The sequence below is a fragment of the Streptomyces misionensis genome (assembly GCF_007896895.1).
GTDB lineage: Bacteria > Actinomycetota > Actinomycetes > Streptomycetales > Streptomycetaceae > Streptomyces > Streptomyces misionensis_A.
The window spans coordinates 71110-88525 of record NZ_VOGW01000035.1 but is presented as its reverse complement, the minus strand read 5'-3'; the positions used below and the strand labels follow the sequence as shown (position 1 = coordinate 88525).

Sequence of the window (17416 nt, the reverse complement as noted above, 5' to 3'; positions counted from 1 at the left end):
TGCCATGAACAATCCACAGGAAACCGCCGCATATCAGACGGCTCCGGCCGGACTGCTGGCCGGGAAGGTCGCCTTCGTCACCGGGGCCGGGCGGGGCATCGGGGCCGCGGCGGCGCGGCTGTTCGCCCGCGAGGGCGCCCGGGTGCTGCTCGCGGCCCGGACGGAGGACCAGCTCAAGGCGGTCAGCGAGGAGATCCGGGCGGCGGGCGGCACCGCGGACCACGTGGTGTGCGACCTGGCGGACGGGGAGAGCGTGCGCGCCGCCGTGGACCGCGTCGTGGACCGGTACGGCCGTCTCGACGTCGCCTTCAACAACGGTGCGACGATCCAGCACCCCGGCCCCCTGGACGGCATCCCGGAGGACGACTTCGACCAGATCTACGCGGTCAACCTGAAGGGTGTCTGGCTGGCCATGGCCGCCGAGGTCGCGGCCATCCGGGCCACCGCCAAGGCGGGCGCCATCGTCAACAACTCCTCGGTGGGCAGCCTTCGCGCCAACGCCGAACTGCCCGTGTACGGCGCGATGAAGCGGGCGGTCAACAGCCTGACCGCGTCGGCCGCCGCGACCTACGGCCCGGAGGGCATCCGCGTGAACGCGATCGCCCCGGGCTTCACGCTGACGGAGATGACCCGGGCCTGGGAGGCGGACTCGCCGGGGATCCGGGAGCGGATCACGGCGAGCAGCCCGCTGCGCCGGGCGGCCGCCCCGGAGGAGGTGGCCGAGGCGGCGGCGTGGCTGCTGAGCGACCGGTCCTCCTTCGTCACCGGCACGGTGCTGCGGGTCGACGGCGGCGCCCTGGCCTGAACGGCGTCCGGGCCGGGGCCGCCGTCTTCCGCGTCAGCGGAGGCCGAGGACGCTCATGGTGCGCTCGGCCATGCGCTGCTCACCGAGCGCGTTGGGGTGGACGGGCACGACGTTCGTCCCGAACAGCAGCGGCTCGATCCACCGGGTGCCCGCGGCCTGGCACGCGTCGTGCCCGTCGGACGCCTGGGAGAAGTCCACGAAGGTGGCCCCGGTCTCCGTGGCGGCGCGCTGGACGACGGAGTTGAGGTGGGCCTGGAGCGCGCGCAGGTACGGCACGTCACCGGAGGCGATCGGGAGCTTGAGGAAGCAGGACGGGTCGGCGGTGGCGGGCACGATCCACGGGTATCCCAGCACCGCCACCCGGGCCCCGGGCGCCTTGGCCTTGACGGCCAGCAGCGCGCTCTTCAGCGCCGGGTAGGTGTTGGCGTCGATGGCGTCGTCGAAGGAACTGCCGTACTTGTCCTTGCAGGGGCTGCCCTGGCCGGCGCCGAGCACCCCCGCGGTGCCGCAGTCCACGATGGCGTTGAGGAAGGTGCTGTTGTCGTTGCCGCCGATGGTCAGGGTCACCAGGTCGGTGTCCGCGTTCACCGCGTCCACCTGCGGCGCGACACCCGGGTACTGGGACTGGGTGAAGTCCTTGGTCTGGGCGCCGCCACAGGTGACGTCCGTCAGCCGGGCGCCCGTGGCGGCGGCGATGACATGGGGGTAGTTCACGGTGGAGCGCATGCAGAGCAGATTGCTCGCGTCGACGGGCAGCACGCCCGAGCCGGCGCTGTAACTGTCCCCGAGGGCCGCGTAGTCGAGGGTGGTCGAGGCCTGGGCGGGGGCGGCGGTGAGGCCGAGGGCCAGGGCGCCGGCGAGCGCGGACGCCGCGGCGACGACACGGCGCAGGGCAGGTCTGATCATGGGGCGTGCTCCCTCTTCTCAGGTGCCGCCCGGGTGGGGACCCGGCGCGGCGGACAGGGCGGAACCCGGAGCGGGCGGGTGCGCGAGGACGCGGCGGCTCACAGCGGTGGGGGTGGGGTCGGCCGTCGTTGCGTGGGCGAACAGGGGGTTACCGCTAGGTAATGTGGAGTCAGCCGAGCGGCGAGTCAACCTTATTGACAGGAATTCTTGAAACGCCCACGAGACACGGCCGTCAACTCACTCGTTCGGCAAGGGATGTCGACACCACCGCCTCGGTGGTGGACTGCCGCGGCGTCCGGCGGTGGAATCGGATCATGACAGACAAGTCGTACACCGACGCTCCGGGGAGCGCCGCCGGTCCCGCCGTCTCGGTGGTCGGTCCGGACGAGGGCGAGACGATCGTGCTGGGCACCATCCGGCTGCGCATCCTGGAGGACGGCAGCACCACCGGGCACCGGCTCGGGCTCGCCGAGACCACCCTCGCGCCGCACTGCGAGGGGCCGCCGCAGCACCGGCACGCCCAGCACGACGAGGGCTTCTACGTCGTCTCCGGCACCGTGCGGTTCACGGTCGGCGACCGGACGCACGACGCGGGCGCGGGCACGATGGTGATGGTCCCGCCCGGCGCCCCGCACACCTTCGCCAACCCGACCGCGGAACCGGCCGTGATGGTCAGCACGTTCACCCCCGATCTGTACGTGCAGTACTTCCGGGACCTGCGGGACATGATCGCCGCCGGCCAGGAGCCGACCCCCGAGGCCGACGCCCGGGTGATGCGCCGCTATGCCACCGAGCCCGTCACCGGGGCGGCGGAGGAGGCGGGCGACCGATAGGGGTTGCCCGCGGCGCCGGGGGATGGCAAGATCCCCTCAGCTCGAACAGCGGTACCCCACACATCACTTCTCCACGAAGGACTGAGGTCCATGGTCACGGCGTCCCGCAGCGGCCGCCGTCGGCACTGAGCCCTGCCCGGGCGGCAGCGCGCTCCCGTGTCGTTCGCCTCTTCTCACGGCGGCCCGACAACGCGGTGTCCACACCGCCGCCTCGCTCACCGAGGCGTTCACCCGTCTGTCCGGCCATCCGGACCCCGCGGCCTTGATCCGCCGCCGAGGGTTCCGGGCCGCCTTCATCGTGAGGTCCTTCCCACCGTGCACACCGATGTCCAGAGCTTTGCCGTCGCCCACCTGCTGCGCCGCCCCGCGGCCCACCGGGTCGGCCCCTTCGTCGTCGGGTTCGACCCGGCCACGACCAGCCCGTACGTCAACTACGCCACCCCCGTCCCCGGTGCCGAGCCGTCCGCCCGGGACGTGACCGAGCTGATCGCCGCGTTCCGTGCCCGCGGACTCAAGCCCCGCCTCGAATTCGCGCCCGAGGCCGCCCCGGGCGTGGAGTCCGCGCTCCGCCGCGCGGGTTTCGGCACCGAGGCGGAGCACGAGTACCTGGTCTGCACCCCCGCGACGCTCTCCGTCCCGCGCTCCTCGCCCGAGCCGGCGCCGGGTCCGGGGCCGCGGCTCCCGGTGCGGGTGGAGGCACCGGTCACCGAGGCGGACTACGTCGCGATCGACACCGCGCTGGCGGCGGCCTTCGGCGGCGAATGGGCGCCGTCCCCGGAGGGAGCGGCCCGGCTGCGGCGCACCGCCGAGGGCGGCGGAGCCGTCCGCTTCGTCCGCGCCGAGAACGGCGACTGCGCGGGCGGCGCCCTGTGTTCGGCGCCCGCCGAGGGCACCGCGGAGCTGGCGGGCGTCGGAACCCTGCCCGCGTACCGCGGCCGGGGCATCGCCGCGGCGGTCACCGCCGGCCTCGCCGAGGCGCAGTTCGCCCGCGGCGCCCGGTCGGTGTGGCTGGAGTACTCGGGCGAGGGCTCGCGCCGCGTGTACGAACGCGTGGGCTTCCGGCCCGGCGGACGCCGCCTGTATCTGACGCTCGAAGGGTGACGGGTCGCCCGCCGCCCTCCCCCGGCAAGGAGTGCCCCCTGACGAACCGGCGGATCTCGTCGGCGAAGGCGGCGGGGTCGTCCAGGGGGACGAGGGTGCGGGCGCCGGGGATCTCCGCGTAGCGGCTGTCCGGGAGCAGCCCGGCCAGGCGGCGGCCGGTGGCCGGCGGCATCATGCGGTCCTCGGCGCCCCAGGCGAGGACCAGGCGAGTGAAGGAGAAAGGCCGTGCGACGGTAGCGGTCCTTGCGGGTGGAGCGGAGGAACGTACCGGCGGACGGACGGGCGACGCCGTGCGCGGAGAGGCCGGCGCGCGGGCGCACGGGCCGCCGGTGTCCGCCGATCGGGAGCACCGGCACGAGCACCGGAAGTCCGCGCGCGGTGCCCGGGTCACCTCGGTCCGGACCGACTCGTCGAGACAAAGGACGAAGGACCGGCCGACTCGGCGCGACCACGCCGAGGGCGGCGTCCCCGGCCCCGCCGTCCGTGAGACGGCCGCCTCGGTCATCGCCCTCCGGAGGGCTCCTTCATGCTCGCCCGCACCGCCGCGGCACCGCACCGGTCCGGTCGCCGAGCAGGGCGGTCGCGGCGATCGCACGGGCAGTGCTCTCCGGGGAGTGAGCGGCGGGGCCTGAGACGGTGGCGCCCGCCTCCCGCGTCCGCGGCGGGGCCGCCGTCCGTGCGGCAACCAGGCGCGCGGGACGGCCCGTTGCCGGTGGCGGCAGAGTTATTGACGCTGCATACCGGCGATGATTCACTCCGTGGCTGAGAGCGCTCTCTCGCGGTTGGGGACCAGCCGCGGTCCGTTTGCCCACCACGTTCAGGGAGAGCCGTGTCCGTGATTCCCTCTCGCCGTGCCGTGCTCCGCGGGGCCGCGGCGGCTGTCGCCGCCGTGCCGCTGGCCGGCACGGCCGCAGGATCCGCCTTCGCCTCGTCCGCCGCCCCCGCCACCGGCCCGGACGGCCCCGGCGCCGCCGGCCACGGGACGGCCGGTCTGGGCCCGAACGTCCTGGCCTTCGACCCGTCGATGGGCGACGCGGCGATCCAGGCGCGGATCGACGCCGTGTTCGCCGTCCAGCAGTCCAACCAGTTCGGCACCGAGCGGTACGCCCTCGCGTTCAAGCCGGGCACGTACCACGTCGAGGTCAACGTCGGCTTCTACACCCATGTCCTGGGGCTCGGCGACAGCCCCGAGGACGTCGTGATCCACGGTCATGTCACCGTGGACGCCCAGTGGTTCGACGGCAACGGCACCCAGGACTTCTGGCGGGCCGCCGAGAACCTGACCATCGTGCCGCCCGACGGCCTGGACCGCTGGGCCGTCGCCCAGGCCGGACCGATGCGCCGCGTGCACGTCAAGGGCGACATGATCCTGATGCCGAGTCCGCCCGGCAACGGGTGGTCCAGCGGCGGTTTCCTGGCCGACAGCGTGGTGGACGGCCGGATCGACTCGGGCTCCCAGCAGCAGTGGCTGTCGCGCAACGACACCATCGGCGGCTGGACCGGCGCCAACTGGAACATGGTCTTCGTCGGCGTCCAGGGCGCACCCGCCACGTCCTTCCCGACCCCGCCCTACACCACCGTGGACCGCACCCCGGTGATCCGCGAGAAGCCGTTCCTGACCGTGGACCGGCACGGGGCATACCACGTCTTCGTGCCCGCGCTGCGCCGCGACAGCACCGGCACCTCCTGGGCCGGCGGGCCGGCCGCCGGCCACAGCATCCCGCTGACCGGGTTCCACGTCGCGCGGCCGGGCGAGTCCGCCGCGAGCATCAACGCGGCGCTCGCCGGCGGCAAGCACCTCCTGCTCACCCCGGGCGTCTACCCGCTGTCCGCGCCGCTGCGGGTGTCCCGGCCCGGCACCGTCGTCCTCGGCCTCGGTCTGGCCACCCTGCAGGCCGTCCGGGGCAACTCCCTGATCGAGGTCGGCGACGTCGGTGACGTCTCCGTGGCCGGCGTGATCCTGGAGGCCGCCTCCGCCCACTCCCCCGTGCTGCTGCGCGTCGGCGACGGGCGCACCCGCAAGAACCACGCGAACCGGCCCACCGCGCTCTTCGACGTCTTCCCGCGCATCGGCGGCGCCGTCCCCGGCGGCACCGAGGTCAGCATCCGGATCGACAGCAACGACGTGCTCGTGGACCACGTGTGGGCCTGGCGCGCCGACCACGGCCTCGACGGCACGGTCGGCTGGTCGGTCAACCCCGCGGGCGTCGGCTTCCTCGTCAACGGCGACCGGGTCACCACCTACGGCCTGTTCGTCGAGCACCACCAGAACTACGAGGTGCTCTGGAACGGCGACCAGGGCCGCACCTACTTCTTCCAGAACGAGCACCCCTACGACGTCCCGGCGCAGTCGGCCTGGAGGCACGGCACCACCAAGGGCTTCGCCGCCTACAAGGTCGGCGACCACGTCACCGAGCACCACGCGTGGGGCCTGGGCAGCTACGCCTTCTTCAATCTGAACGCCGACATCTACACCGACCGCGCCTACGAGGTCCCCGACACCCCGGGCGTCGTCCTCACCTCGCTGATGACCGTCTGCCTCAACGGCGCGGGCGGCGGCGGCATCCTGCACTGCGTCAACGACACGGGCGATCCCGTCGAGAACGGTTTCGGCACCTACGACATGAAGGCGTACTCGAACGGCGTCGGCGTGGTCTGACCCGTCCGGCAGGCGGTGCGACCGGGCGGCTGCCTCCGGGGGCCGCCCGGTCGCACGGCTGCCGGGTCACAGCTGCCGTCGTATCCCCGCCTCCCGCTCCGCCTGCTCCAGCTGGTGGCCGAGGTCGCCCTGGAGGGAGGTGCGGGCCCTGCCGCGGCGGCCGAGGGGCAGGACGGTGCGCTGGGTGGTGTCCTCCAGGAGCAGCGCGAAGCCGCCGTACAGGGCGAAAGCGGCGAGGAGGACGCCGAGCCAGCCGGCCGCGGTCTCCACGCCGGGCCCGGCGCCGGCCTGGAGGACGCCGGTCAGCGCGAAGCGGCTCGCGCCGATCAGCAGGAGTACCCCGAACAGCGGCTTGCCGGGGAGCGAGGCGAGGAAGAGCAGCAGCATCAGCGGGACCACGCTGAGTTCGAACACCGCGAGGCTCGCACTGCGCTGACCCGGCGGCCCGAGCAGGGTGACCAGCGAGGTGCCCGCCCAGGTGGCGCCCAGCACGCACAGGGCGCAGGCCGCGCCGCCGTCACGGGCGAGGAAGGCGAAGACGCCGGCGAGCAGCTCCAGCGGCACCACGAAGACCAGGGTCAGCAGCATGAGCGCCGGTGTCTGGGCGAGCGGCGCCCAGTGCAGCTGCTGCGCGGACAGCAGGATGCTGCCGGTGCCGAAGGCGAAGAAGCCCAGCGGCAGGCTGCTGGCGAGCGGCCTGAGCATGATCCGTGTCAGGGCCTCGGGCCGGGGCGGCCCGCCTGCCTCGTCGTATGTTCCCGCTGCTGGTGGCGGCATCCGGATCACCCCGTCCCTCGGGCCTCGTGCCGGGCGTGTACGCACGGAGTACCCGCTCCGGGCCGGGGCGCCTCCCCTCCGCACCGGGGACCGCGCCGGGGTTCTGTCGCGGGGCCGACCCGGAATTGTCCTTGATCGGTAACAGCGGGATCCCCCGCCTCCTGACGGCCGTCCTGCCAGATGCACAGGGAATCGGACACGGCGAGAAAGCTGGGGGCGGACATGGCGCGGCACGCGGGGCGGGGTTGGTACGGCCGGGTGATCGGAGCGGCGGTCGGGGTCACGGCGGTGACGGCCGCCGCCTCGGTGTGGACCGCGCAGGCGGGCCAGACCACGAGCGCCCCGGCGCACCGCACCGCGCCGAAGACGGTGGCGGTCTCCCCCGTCATCGCCCACTCCTCCGACGCGGGCGCGCACGCCGTCAACATCACCATCGACGACGGCCCCGACCCGACCTGGACCCCGCAGGTGCTCCAGGTGCTGCGGGAGAACGGCGTGAAGGCGACGTTCTGCATGGTCGGCCCGCAGGCGCAGGCGCACCCGGAGATGGTCAAGCAGGTCGTGGCGGCCGGGCACCGGCTGTGCGACCACACGGTCTCGCACGACACCGGGATGGACCACAAGTCCGAGGCGTACCAGTCGCAGCAGATCCTGGACGCCGAGAAGCAGATCACCGAGGCGTCCGGGGGCGTGCGGCCGATGTACTACCGGGCGCCGGGCGGGGCGTTCACGCCGTACAGCCGGACGCTCGCGGCCTCGCACGGGATGCGGCCGCTGGGCTGGAACGCCGACTCCAAGGACTTCGAGCGGCCGGGGACCGACGCCATCGTCAGCACCGTCAAGAGCGAGCTGGCCAACGGTCCCACCCTGCTCTTCCACGACGCGGGCGGCGACCGCTCCCAGACCGTGGCCGCGCTGCGGGTCCTGCTGCCCTGGCTGAAGCAGCAGGGGTACGCCTTCGGTTTCCCGGTGCGCTGAACGGGACTTCACCGGGCGGGGCGACCGGCCGGTGAACCCAGGGCGAATTCTCGGCCACCGAACGCTCCGGACGCGCGTTCGGTTCCCTCCGGGTGTCTACGATGAGGCCGTCCCGCGGTCGGCCGACGCCGCCGCGCGGACCGCTGCGTACGTCGTCCGGAAAGGCTCAGCATGCCGTTGCCCCGCCTCGGCACGCGGTCGGATCGTCTCCGGACGGCACCGGCCGTGTTCCTCGTCCTCGCCGTGGTCGTCGCCGTGGCGGCCCTCTTCCACGGGGACGCCGAGCCCGTCAAGGCCACCGGTTCCGGGCACGTCGTCGTGGAGGTCTCCGAGAGCCGCTGCGGCCGGGGCTGGACCCGGCCCGAGCCCGGGGTGCGGACCTTCGACCTGCACAACACCTCCGACGGCGCCGCCGAGGTGTATCTGGAGGACCCGGGCACCAAGGTGGTGTACGGCGAGGTGGAGGGCATCGGCCCCGGCACCACACGGCAGTTGACCGTCCGGGTGGGCGAGGGCGCGTACGCCTTCATGTGCGTGCCCGACGACGCCGACGCGGTCACCGGGCCCACCGTCCACGTCACCGGCGGGCGGCGCGGCCCGGGCGCTGCGCCCGTCACCCAGCACGATCTGATCCCGCCCGCGCTCGACTACCAGAAGTGGGTGGGCGGCGGGCTGTCCGAGGCCGTACGGCTGGCCACGGGGCTCCGGGACGCGATCGACCGCGGGGACCTCGCCGCCGCCCGCTCCGCCTGGCTGCCGGCGCACCTCCAGTACGAGCGGCTCGGAGCGGCGTACGACGCCTTCGGCGACGCGGACGCGAAGATCAACGGCACCGACGCCGGGCTGCCCCGGGGCGTGCGCGACCCGGGCTTCACCGGGTTCCACCGCATCGAGTACGGGCTGTGGCACGGCGAGTCGGCGAGCGGGCTGCGGGCCCCGGCGGCCGCGCTGGTCAAGGCCCTCTCCGGGCTGCGGGACAGCTGGGCGCAGGCCCGGATGGACCCGGCCCAGCTGGGGCTGCGCTCGCACGAGATCCTGGAGAACACCGTGCAGTTCGAGCTGACCGGCCGCACCGACTACGGCAGCGGCAGCAATCTCGCCACCGCCCGCGCCAACCTCGACGGCACCCGCGAGGTGCTGTCCCGGCTGCGCCCGCTGCTCACCGGCCGGTACGCCGATCTGCCCGCCCTGGAGCAGGAGTTGACGCGCGCCGGGCACATCCTGGACGGGTTCCGGCACGACGGCGCGTGGACCCCGTTGGACCGACTGACCCGCGCCCAGCGGGAGCAGACCGACTCCGCGCTCGGCGGCCTCGTGGAGCGGCTGGCGTCGGTGGCGACCCTGTGCGACCCCCGGAGGACCGTGTGAGCACCGACCGATCCCATGGCCTCGCCCGGCGCGGCTTTCTGCGCGGCGCCGCCCTCGCGGGCGCGGGCCTCGCCACCGGTGCCGCGGCCCCCGACGCCGCCGGGTCCGGGGCGGCGGACGCCGTCGCCCCCTTCCACGGCCCGCACCAGGCCTCGGCGATCGCCGCCCCGCGCCGCACCTGTGTGTTCGCCGCACTGGACGTGACGGCCGACAGCCGCGCCGAACTCACCGAGCTGCTGCGCACGTTGACCGAGCGGGCCCGGCTGCTCACCACCGGCGGCACCCCGTCCCCGCAGGGCATCACCGGACCGCCCGCCGACTCGGGCATCCTGGGCGACCGGTTGCCCGGAGGGGAGCTGGCGGTGACGGTCGGCGTCGGCGCCTCGCTGTTCGACGGCCGGTTCGGGCTCTTGGCGCGCAGGCCCGGGCGGCTGACCGCGATGCCCGCCTTCCCCGACGACGACCTCGATCCCGCGTGGTGCCACGGAGATCTCAGCCTCCAACTGCACGCCGACGACCCGGACACCGCCCTGCACGCGCTGCGCGACATCACCCGGCACACCCGGGGCGCCGCGCAGGTCCGCTGGCGCCTCGACGGCTTCTCCAGCCCGCCGCGGCCGGCCGGCACCCCGCGCAATCTGCTGGGGTTCAAGGACGGCACCGCCAATCCGGACCCGGACAGCGCCCGGGAGATGGACCAGTTGATCTGGGTGGGCCGCGGCCAGGGCGAACCGGAGTGGGCCGTCGGCGGCAGCTACCAGGTCGTCCGGCTGATCCGGATGCTCGTGGAGTTCTGGGACCGGGTGTCGCTGGCCGAGCAGGAACGGATGATCGGCCGCTCCCGCTCCTCGGGAGCGCCGCTGGACGGCGACCGTGAACACGACACACCGCGGTACGCGGACGACCCCAAGGGCGACGTCATCCCCCTGGACGCGCACATCCGGCTGGCCAACCCGCGCACCCCCGAAACGGCCCGCCAGCGCCTGCTGCGCCGCGCCTACAACTACGACCGGGGCATGGACACCAACGGCAACCTCGACATGGGCCTGCTGTTCTGCTGCTACCAGCAGGATCCTGTCCGGCAGTTCGAGACCGTGCAGCACCGGCTGGCCGGGGAACCGCTGACCGACTACATCACGCCGTTCGGCGGCGGATACTTCTTCGCGCTGCCCGGGGTCCGCGATGCCCAGGACTGGTACGGACGCGCCCTGTTGGAGTGAACCTGTCCGGACAACCCGGCGGCCCGTCGGGTCAACACACCGTCAAGAATTCCTCCAGGTTCCCTGACTCGGTGTTCACCCGCGCGCCATCATGGCTCCGCCAACGCGCCCCGCTGGGCGCGCAACATGCCTGCTCGTACACCGCACAGACGTTCTGTCCAAAGGGGTAGACCACCATGGCCAGCAGAGGAAGACGAGCCGCGATGCGCAGCCTGGGCGCGCTCGCGGGAGTCGCGGCGCTCACCGCACTGGGCAGCACCGCGCCGGGCTGGGCGGCGACGCCCGCCCACGCGCACGGCAAGCCCTCGTCGACCGCGACGCCGATCAAGCACGTCGTCGTGCTCTTCGACGAGAACATCTCCTTCGACCACTACTTCGCCACGTACCCGAAGGCCGCCAACACCGACGGCACGAAGTTCACCGCGTCGAAGAACACCCCGAAGGACATCGACACCCTCGCGCACGCCGGGCTGCTGAAGGACAACCCGAACCAGTACGCGCCGAAGCGGCTGTCCCCGTCCCAGGCGATGACCTGCGACCAGAACCACTCCTACGGCCCCGAGCAGTACGCCTACAACGGCGGCAAGGCCGACCAGTTCGTGCAGAACACCGAGGTCGACAAGTGCAGCGGCGGGCTGTTCGGCGAGCCGGGCCTGGCGATGGACTACTACGACGGCAACACCGTCACCGCGCTGTGGAACTACGCCCAGCAGTACTCGCTGAGCGACCGCGCCTACAGCTCCAACTACGGCCCGTCCACGCCCGGCGCGCTCAACCTGGTCTCCGGCAACACGCACGGCGTCGTGTCCATCGACCCGGCCACCGGCAAGCAGACCGCGAAGCCGGACTCGTACACGGTCCAGTCGCCGGACGCGAACGGCGTCGGCACCGTCGTCAACGACCCGGACCCGGCCTGGGACGACTGCTCCGGCAAGGACCACACCAGCTCCAACGCGCTGGCGTCGATGCAGGGCAGGAACATCGGTGACCTGCTCAACTCCAAGAAGGTGAGCTGGGGCTGGTTCCAGGGCGGTTTCCGCCCCTCGACCGCGTGGAACGGCCAGTCCGGTTCGTACGCCAAGTGCGACACCACGCACACCAACGTGGGCGGCACGGCCGTGGTGGACTACAGCCCGCACCACAACCCGTTCTCGTACTACAGGTCGACGGCCAACCCGCACCACCTGCCGCCGAAGTCCGTCTCGGAGATCGGCCACGGCGGTCAGGCCAACCACAACTACGACCTGACCGACTTCTCCGCCGCGCTCAAGGCGGGCAAGCTGCCGTCCGTCAGCTTCCTGAAGGCCGGCGAGTACCAGGACGGCCACGCCGGTTACTCGGACCCGATCGACGAGCAGCACTTCCTGGTCAACGAGATCAACGCGATCCAGAGCTCGCCACAGTGGAAGTCCACCGCGATCGTGGTCGCCTACGACGACTCCGACGGCTGGTACGACCACGCCTACGTCGCCCCGCGCAACGGCTCGCAGGACACCTCGGTCGGCTCCAACGGCAAGGCCATCGACAGCCCCGCCTGCCGGCAGGGCCCGAAGGCGGCCGGTGGCTACGCGGACCGCTGCGGGCCCGGCACCCGTCAGCCGCTGCTGGTCATCTCGCCCTACAGCAAGGTCAACAAGGTCGACCACACGCTGACCGACCAGGCGTCCATCACCCGCTTCATCGAGGACAACTGGCACACCGGCCGCATCGGTGACGCCTCCTTCGACGCCAAGGCGGGTTCGCTGAAGGGGATGTTCGACTTCCGGCACCCGAACGACAAGCAGGTGCTGCTGAACACCGACGGCTCGGTGAAGTCGGTCGGCCCGATCAAGCACGTCGCCCCGGTGTCCACCCGGATCACCCCGGGCCCGGCCATGCAGAACACGGCCGCCACCACGGACGCGTCCTTCCCGGCCCTGCCGGTCGGCCTGGGCGCCGGTGCCCTGCTGGCCGCCGGTGCCACGGGCACGTACTTCACGCTGCGCCGCCGTCAGCAGGCCTGACGACGACCCCTGAGGGTGCCCCCGGCCACCGGCCGGGGGCACCCTCGTGTCCGGGGAAAAACGGTGGTCGAAGCCGTGCCGGTGGTGCTGGGATGGCGCGATGCGCGACGAGATCACCATGACCGTGGACCGGGGCCGCTTCCCGGACGCGGTGACGCCGTGGGGTCGGGAGTCCTGGCGGACGTCGGCCCTCGGCTGGATCGGGGAACAGCTGGACGCCCACGGGCTGCGGGCGAGCGACGGGCTCCAGGTGCGGCTGCGACCGTGGTCGGTGCTGGTGCGGGTGCCCGTCGAGGGGCGGGAGGCGGTCTGGTTCAAGGCGAACCCGCGCTCCAGCGCCTTCGAGGGCCCGCTGACCGCCGCGCTGGCCCGCTGGGTGCCCGGACACGTGCTCACACCCCTGGCGGTGGACGGGCCGCGCGGCTGGTCGCTGCTGCCGGACGGCGGCGAGCCGTTCCGGCAGGTGCTCGCGCGGGAGGCGGTCGGACCCGGCGCCTGGGAGGACCTGCTGCGCCGGTACGCGACCCTGCAACGCGCCCTGACCCCGCGCGCCCGCGACCTCGAACGGCTGGGAGTGCCCACGGCCCGCACCCGCGACCTGCCCGCCGTGTTCGACCGGCTGCTCGCGTCGAACACCGCCCTCGGCCCGGACGCCCGCGCCCGGCTCGCCGCCGTACGGCCCCGGCTGGTGGACTGGTGCGCCGAACTCGCCGCCCTCGGCGTCGAGGACACCCTCGACCACGCGGATCTGCACGACGGACAGCTGTTCCGCCCGGAGCCCGGCCGGTTCACGTTCTTCGACTGGGGGGACGCGGCCGTCTCCCACCCGTTCTGCAGCCTGCGGGTCACCGCCGAACGGGCCCGTGACCACTACGGGACCGGGGTGCTGACCCGGCTGCGCGACGCCTACCTGGAGCCCTGGACCGGCACCGGGCGCACGCCGGCCGAACTGCGGCGGGCCGCGAGCCTCGCCTGGCGGCTCAGCTCCCTGGGCCGCGCCGCCGCCTGGGGCCGTATGTTCCCCGCCCCGGACCACCGCGCACCCGGCGCCCAGGAGAGCGTCGAGTGCCTGCAGGAACTGCTCAACGAACCGGCGATATAGGCGGGTTGGCGGCCCTTCGCCCGAAGTGGCCGGGGCGGCGCGGGCGGCGGACACTGGCGGTATGAGCCGCGACCGCGCGTCCGCCGCTCCCCCGCCGGGCCGCCGCGCCGTGCTGGGGGCGCTCGCCGGTGCCGCGCTCGGCGCGGCGGGCTGCTCCGGCCGCACGCCCCGCACCACCCCCTCCCCCACGCCGGTCCTGCCGCACACCACGCCCTGGCGGCCCTTTCCGGGGGAGGTCGAACCGGCGGCGAAGGCGCGCGCCGTGGAACTGGTGGAGGCGATCGGGGCATGGCCGGAGGGCCACGGCGGAGCGGCCGCCGCCCGCTCCCGGGTCGAGGCGCGCGGCCTGCCCGCCGCGCTGGTCGGGCAGGCCGGGCCGCTGCTGCCCCCGGCCGACCGGGCCGTCCTCCAGGTCGTGTTCGCGCAGTACGGCGGCATCCTGCCCCGGTCCGCCAGCGTGCTGGTGGTGTGCCGGCAGTGGCTGCGGCGCGGCAACGGGGTCACCCCGGGCGGTACGACCGTGGACGTGCGGCTTTCCCGGGGAGCGCACGGCTGGACCGTGGACGCCCTGCGTCCGGCGCATCCGGGCCCGGCCGCCCGCGACCTGCCCGCGCCGACCCGCGCGGCGCTGTCCGACCACCGGATCGCGCTGCCGCCCGCCGCCGTCGCCGATCTGCGCGCTGGCCGGGTGCACACCAGCGTGACCGGGGCGATGCGGGACCTGGCCCGCACCCACCGGATCGAGGTGAGCGTCGTGCGCTCCGGGCATCCGCTGGACGTGTTCGGCACCAGCCGGCCCAGCGACCATCCGCGGGGGCGGGCCTTCGACGTGTGGCGGATCGACGGGCACGCGGTGGCGGACCCGGCGACCCCGCGCGCCCTGATCGAGCGGTTCATGCGGGACGGGGCGGCCGCGGGGTCGTACAACGTCGGCGGGCCGGTGCTGCCGTCCGGTGGCGCGCCCGGCCCGTTCTTCAGCGACGCCACCCACCACGACCACGTCCACCTGGGCTTTCGCGCCTGACCCCGGCCGTCCGGGTTGCGGCCGGGCGAGGGACGCCCCGACGCTGGAGCGGTGACGCGCGACGTGACGGCGGTGGACGGCCCCGGGCTCGGCCGGCGGGGTTTCCTCGCCCTGTGCGCCGGTGCGGGCCTGGGAGCGGCCGCCGCCTGCACGGCGCCGCCGGCACGTCCGGGGAACGGCGCCCACCGACCCGAGTCGGAGCGGGACGCGCCGGGCACCGCCGGCTGGCGGCTCGGCGCCACCGGCCCGCCGGACGCGGTGGCCGGCTATCCGGACCGGGTGAGCGTGATTCCGGGCGAGAGTTTCGGGCTGTGCGTGTCCACCACGGCGGCGTCCTTCCGGGTCTCCGCGTTCCGCGTCGGCTGGTACGGCGGCCGTCGGGCCCGCCGGATCTGGACCTCGGGCCGGGTGACCGGCCGTGCCCGGCCGGCCCCGCGGGTGCTGGCCGCGACCCGCACCGTGCGCGCCGACTGGCCGGTCAGCCTGCCCGTGGACACGACCGGCTGGCCCGAGGGCGCCTATCTGCTGCGGCTGGAGGCGGACACCGGGCACCAGCGGTACGTCCCGTTCGTCGTCCGCTCCACCGACGGCGCGGGCCGCACCGTCCTGCTGCACGCCCCGGCCACCTGGCAGGCGTACAACCGGTGGGGCGGCGCGAGCCTGTACGCCGGCGCGAACGGCGCGTACACCACCCGCTCCCTCGCGGTCAGCTTCGACCGGCCCTACGACGGTGTGGGCGCGGAGAAGTTCCTGACCTACGAGCGGGCGCTGGTGGTGCTCGCCGAGCGCCTCGGCATCCCCCTCGCCTACAGCACCGGCACCGACGTCCACCGGGACCCGGCGGTGCTGCGGGGCGCGCACGCCGTGGTCTGCCTGGGGCACGACGAGTACTGGACGCCCGAGCAGCGGGCCCGGGTGACCGCCGCGCGGGACGCCGGGACGAACCTCGCCTTCCTCGGCGCGAACACCTGCTTCCGCCGGGTCCGCCTGGAGGACGGCCCGGACGCGGCGGACCGCACGGTGGTCTGCTACAAGACCTCCTACCGGGCCGACCCCTGCTACCCCTCCGCCCCGGCACTGGTCACCACCGACTACCGGCTGCCGCCCGGCGCCGACCCCGAGTCCTCCCTGACCGGCGTGCTGTACGAGGGCTACCCGGTGGACGCGCCGTACGTCGTGCGGGCGGCCGACCACTGGGCGTACGAGGGCACGGGCGCCCGCGCCGGGGACGCCTTCGCGCATCTGGTGGGGGTGGAGTACGACCGGGTCACGCCCGGCGCTCCCACGCCCGGCCCGCTGGAGATCACCGCGCACTCCCCGCTGGTGTGGGAGGGCAGGCCGAGCCACAGCGACTCGGCCTACTACACCGCCCCGAGCGGAGCCGGGGTCTTCGCGACCGGCACCATGCGCTGGGTGGAGGCCCTGGTGGCCGGCACCGGCGAACTGGGCCGCGACCACGGGATGGACGGCCGTACCCGCGCGTTCGTCACCCGCACCACGGAGAACGTGCTGCGGATGTTCGCGCGGGGCCCGGCCGGCCGGCACGCGCCGCCGCCGCGTGCCGACACCCGTGCGGTGTACGGGGGTTGAGCGCCGGGGTCAGGCGCTCTCCGCCCGCAACCGGTCGCGACGGGCCTTGTTGTACAGGCGCCACAGATGCTTGGCCACCGCGCACGGCGCGGCGTCGGCACGGCACTGACGGCAGCCGCGGAGGTGCTGTTCGTACTCGGTACGGGCGTCTTCTAAGGCATCGCTGACAGCAGACATGGACATCTCCGGAGAGTTTCGCACCCAACGGCGCGCCGACTTGACTGGCCGATACAGCCAGTTCCAAAGGTGATCATGTTACTTGCGGTACAGGGAAATTCGGGGGTTCAGGACCGGCCGGATTCACACAGCGCCCGGGCGTGGTCCATGAAGGCGGCCAGGCCCACCTCGAAGGCGCGGTCGGCCCGGTGGTCGCCCACGGCGGCGAGGGCGGCGGCGAGATGGGGCGTCGAGGCGCTGTCCGCCGGCTCCCACATGGTCTCGGGGGCGGCGAGGTCGAGGGCCGAGCCCAGCACCAGGTTCTCCAGCGCGGTGATCAGCGCCATGATCCCGGCGAGCTCGAACCCGGCCTCCAGCAGCCGGGTCACCGCCCGCTCGTACTGGTCCAGGACCCGGGGGGCGCGCACCGGGGAGGTCATGAGCAGCGGGATCGCCCGGGGGTGCGCGGCGAAGGCGGCGCGATAGGAGCGGGCCCAGGCCTCGACGGCCGCGTCCCAGGGCGCGAGGTCCAGGGTGGCCGTCTCGATCGCGGAGGCGACGCGTTCACGCAGCAGCTCCACGATGCCGTCGCGGCCGTCCACATGGTGATAGACGGACCCGGTCTGCACGCCGAGTCGCCTCGCTATCCGGGGGACGCTGAAGTCTCCGGTCTCGTCGATGAGTTGGAGCGCGGTGGTGGTGATGCGCTCACGGTCGAGGAGCGGAGTGCGCGGCCGTCCCATGGTCAGTCTTCTCCCTGAGGTCTTCCCGGTTGCCCAAGCGCAGGCTACATTGCGGAAACCGAAAGCCTTTAGGTTTACGGCCCCGGGCGCCACCATCCCCTCCGTGCGCCCGTGCGGCCGTACGCCCGGGAGCGTCCACGCGGGTCCACCC

General features: G+C 73.8%; 15 protein-coding genes. 11 read left to right on the top strand and 4 right to left on the bottom strand.

The genetic code is table 11. The features are described 5' to 3' along the window. Window positions 1-4: 4 nt before the first annotated feature. The gene (locus tag FRZ03_RS06080) at window positions 5-805 is read left to right on the top strand and encodes an SDR family NAD(P)-dependent oxidoreductase (RefSeq protein ID WP_146464086.1); all 801 of its coding nucleotides are present in this window, start codon (window positions 5-7) and stop codon (window positions 803-805) included. Between the two features lie 33 nt (window positions 806-838). Here FRZ03_RS06080 and FRZ03_RS06075 read toward each other — a convergent pair whose 3' ends face one another. Continuing rightward, the gene (locus FRZ03_RS06075; RefSeq protein WP_146464085.1) at window positions 839-1711 is read right to left on the bottom strand and encodes an SGNH/GDSL hydrolase family protein; all 873 of its coding nucleotides are present in this window, start codon (window positions 1709-1711) and stop codon (window positions 839-841) included. A gap of 314 nt (window positions 1712-2025) precedes the next feature. On the opposite strand from FRZ03_RS06075, the gene FRZ03_RS06070 reads away from it, so the two are divergent. The 3 genes from FRZ03_RS06070 to FRZ03_RS06055 all read left to right on the top strand — a co-directional run bounded on the left by FRZ03_RS06070 (window position 2026) and on the right by FRZ03_RS06055 (window position 6304). Beyond that, window positions 2026-2544 carry a cupin domain-containing protein gene (locus FRZ03_RS06070; RefSeq protein ID WP_146464084.1) on the top strand — a complete coding sequence of 173 codons (519 nt, stop codon included), beginning with the start codon at window positions 2026-2028 and terminating at the stop codon, window positions 2542-2544. 315 nt (window positions 2545-2859) lie between these two features. Further along, complete coding sequence (locus tag FRZ03_RS06065) at window positions 2860-3645, top strand: GNAT family N-acetyltransferase (protein ID WP_146464083.1); 786 nt, start codon at window positions 2860-2862, stop codon at window positions 3643-3645. Window positions 3646-4474: 829 nt separating this feature from the next. Beyond that, window positions 4475-6304, top strand: a complete 1830-nt coding sequence (locus FRZ03_RS06055; RefSeq protein ID WP_261398609.1) for an adenylyl cyclase — start codon at window positions 4475-4477, stop codon at window positions 6302-6304. A gap of 66 nt (window positions 6305-6370) precedes the next feature. Here the strand turns inward: FRZ03_RS06055 and FRZ03_RS06050 are convergent, their stop codons facing one another. After that, window positions 6371-7081 carry a GPR1/FUN34/YaaH family transporter gene (locus tag FRZ03_RS06050; protein WP_146464113.1) on the bottom strand — a complete coding sequence of 237 codons (711 nt, stop codon included), beginning with the start codon at window positions 7079-7081 and terminating at the stop codon, window positions 6371-6373. 222 nt (window positions 7082-7303) lie between these two features. Here FRZ03_RS06050 and FRZ03_RS06045 point away from each other — a divergent pair, with 222 nt between their 5' ends. The 7 genes from FRZ03_RS06045 (at window position 7304) to FRZ03_RS06015 (ending at window position 16366) form a co-directional block, all read left to right on the top strand. Then, window positions 7304-8059 carry a polysaccharide deacetylase family protein gene (locus FRZ03_RS06045; protein ID WP_146464082.1) on the top strand — a complete coding sequence of 252 codons (756 nt, stop codon included), beginning with the start codon at window positions 7304-7306 and terminating at the stop codon, window positions 8057-8059. 171 nt (window positions 8060-8230) lie between these two features. Continuing rightward, entirely contained in the window at window positions 8231-9427 is a 1197-nt protein-coding gene (locus FRZ03_RS06040) for an EfeM/EfeO family lipoprotein (RefSeq protein ID WP_146464081.1), read from the top strand. Next, window positions 9424-10647, top strand: coding sequence for an iron uptake transporter deferrochelatase/peroxidase subunit (gene efeB, locus FRZ03_RS06035; RefSeq protein ID WP_146464080.1), 1224 nt, complete (start codon window positions 9424-9426; stop codon window positions 10645-10647). Before FRZ03_RS06040 ends, efeB begins: the two co-directional genes overlap by 4 nt. Window positions 10648-10823: 176 nt before the next feature. Continuing rightward, the gene (locus tag FRZ03_RS06030; RefSeq protein ID WP_146464079.1) at window positions 10824-12650 is read left to right on the top strand and encodes a phospholipase C; all 1827 of its coding nucleotides are present in this window, start codon (window positions 10824-10826) and stop codon (window positions 12648-12650) included. A 100-nt stretch (window positions 12651-12750) separates the two neighbouring features. Continuing rightward, entirely contained in the window at window positions 12751-13752 is a 1002-nt protein-coding gene (locus FRZ03_RS06025) for a phosphotransferase (RefSeq protein ID WP_146464078.1), read from the top strand. Between the two features lie 61 nt (window positions 13753-13813). Continuing rightward, window positions 13814-14776: a hypothetical protein gene (locus tag FRZ03_RS06020; RefSeq protein ID WP_146464077.1), complete on the top strand. Its 963-nt coding sequence runs from the start codon at window positions 13814-13816 to the stop codon at window positions 14774-14776. Between the two features lie 51 nt (window positions 14777-14827). Next, window positions 14828-16366, top strand: coding sequence for a N,N-dimethylformamidase beta subunit family domain-containing protein (locus FRZ03_RS06015; RefSeq protein WP_261398606.1), 1539 nt, complete (start codon window positions 14828-14830; stop codon window positions 16364-16366). Window positions 16367-16375: 9 nt separating this feature from the next. Here FRZ03_RS06015 and FRZ03_RS38825 read toward each other — a convergent pair whose 3' ends face one another. After that, window positions 16376-16543 (bottom strand): hypothetical protein, encoded by a 168-nt coding sequence (locus tag FRZ03_RS38825; protein ID WP_186785272.1) that lies wholly within the window; start codon window positions 16541-16543, stop codon window positions 16376-16378. Between the two features lie 107 nt (window positions 16544-16650). Further along, a complete protein-coding gene (locus FRZ03_RS06010) occupies window positions 16651-17265 on the bottom strand; it encodes a TetR/AcrR family transcriptional regulator (RefSeq protein ID WP_146464076.1) in 615 nt (204 codons plus the stop codon). Window positions 17266-17416 lie beyond the last annotated feature (151 nt).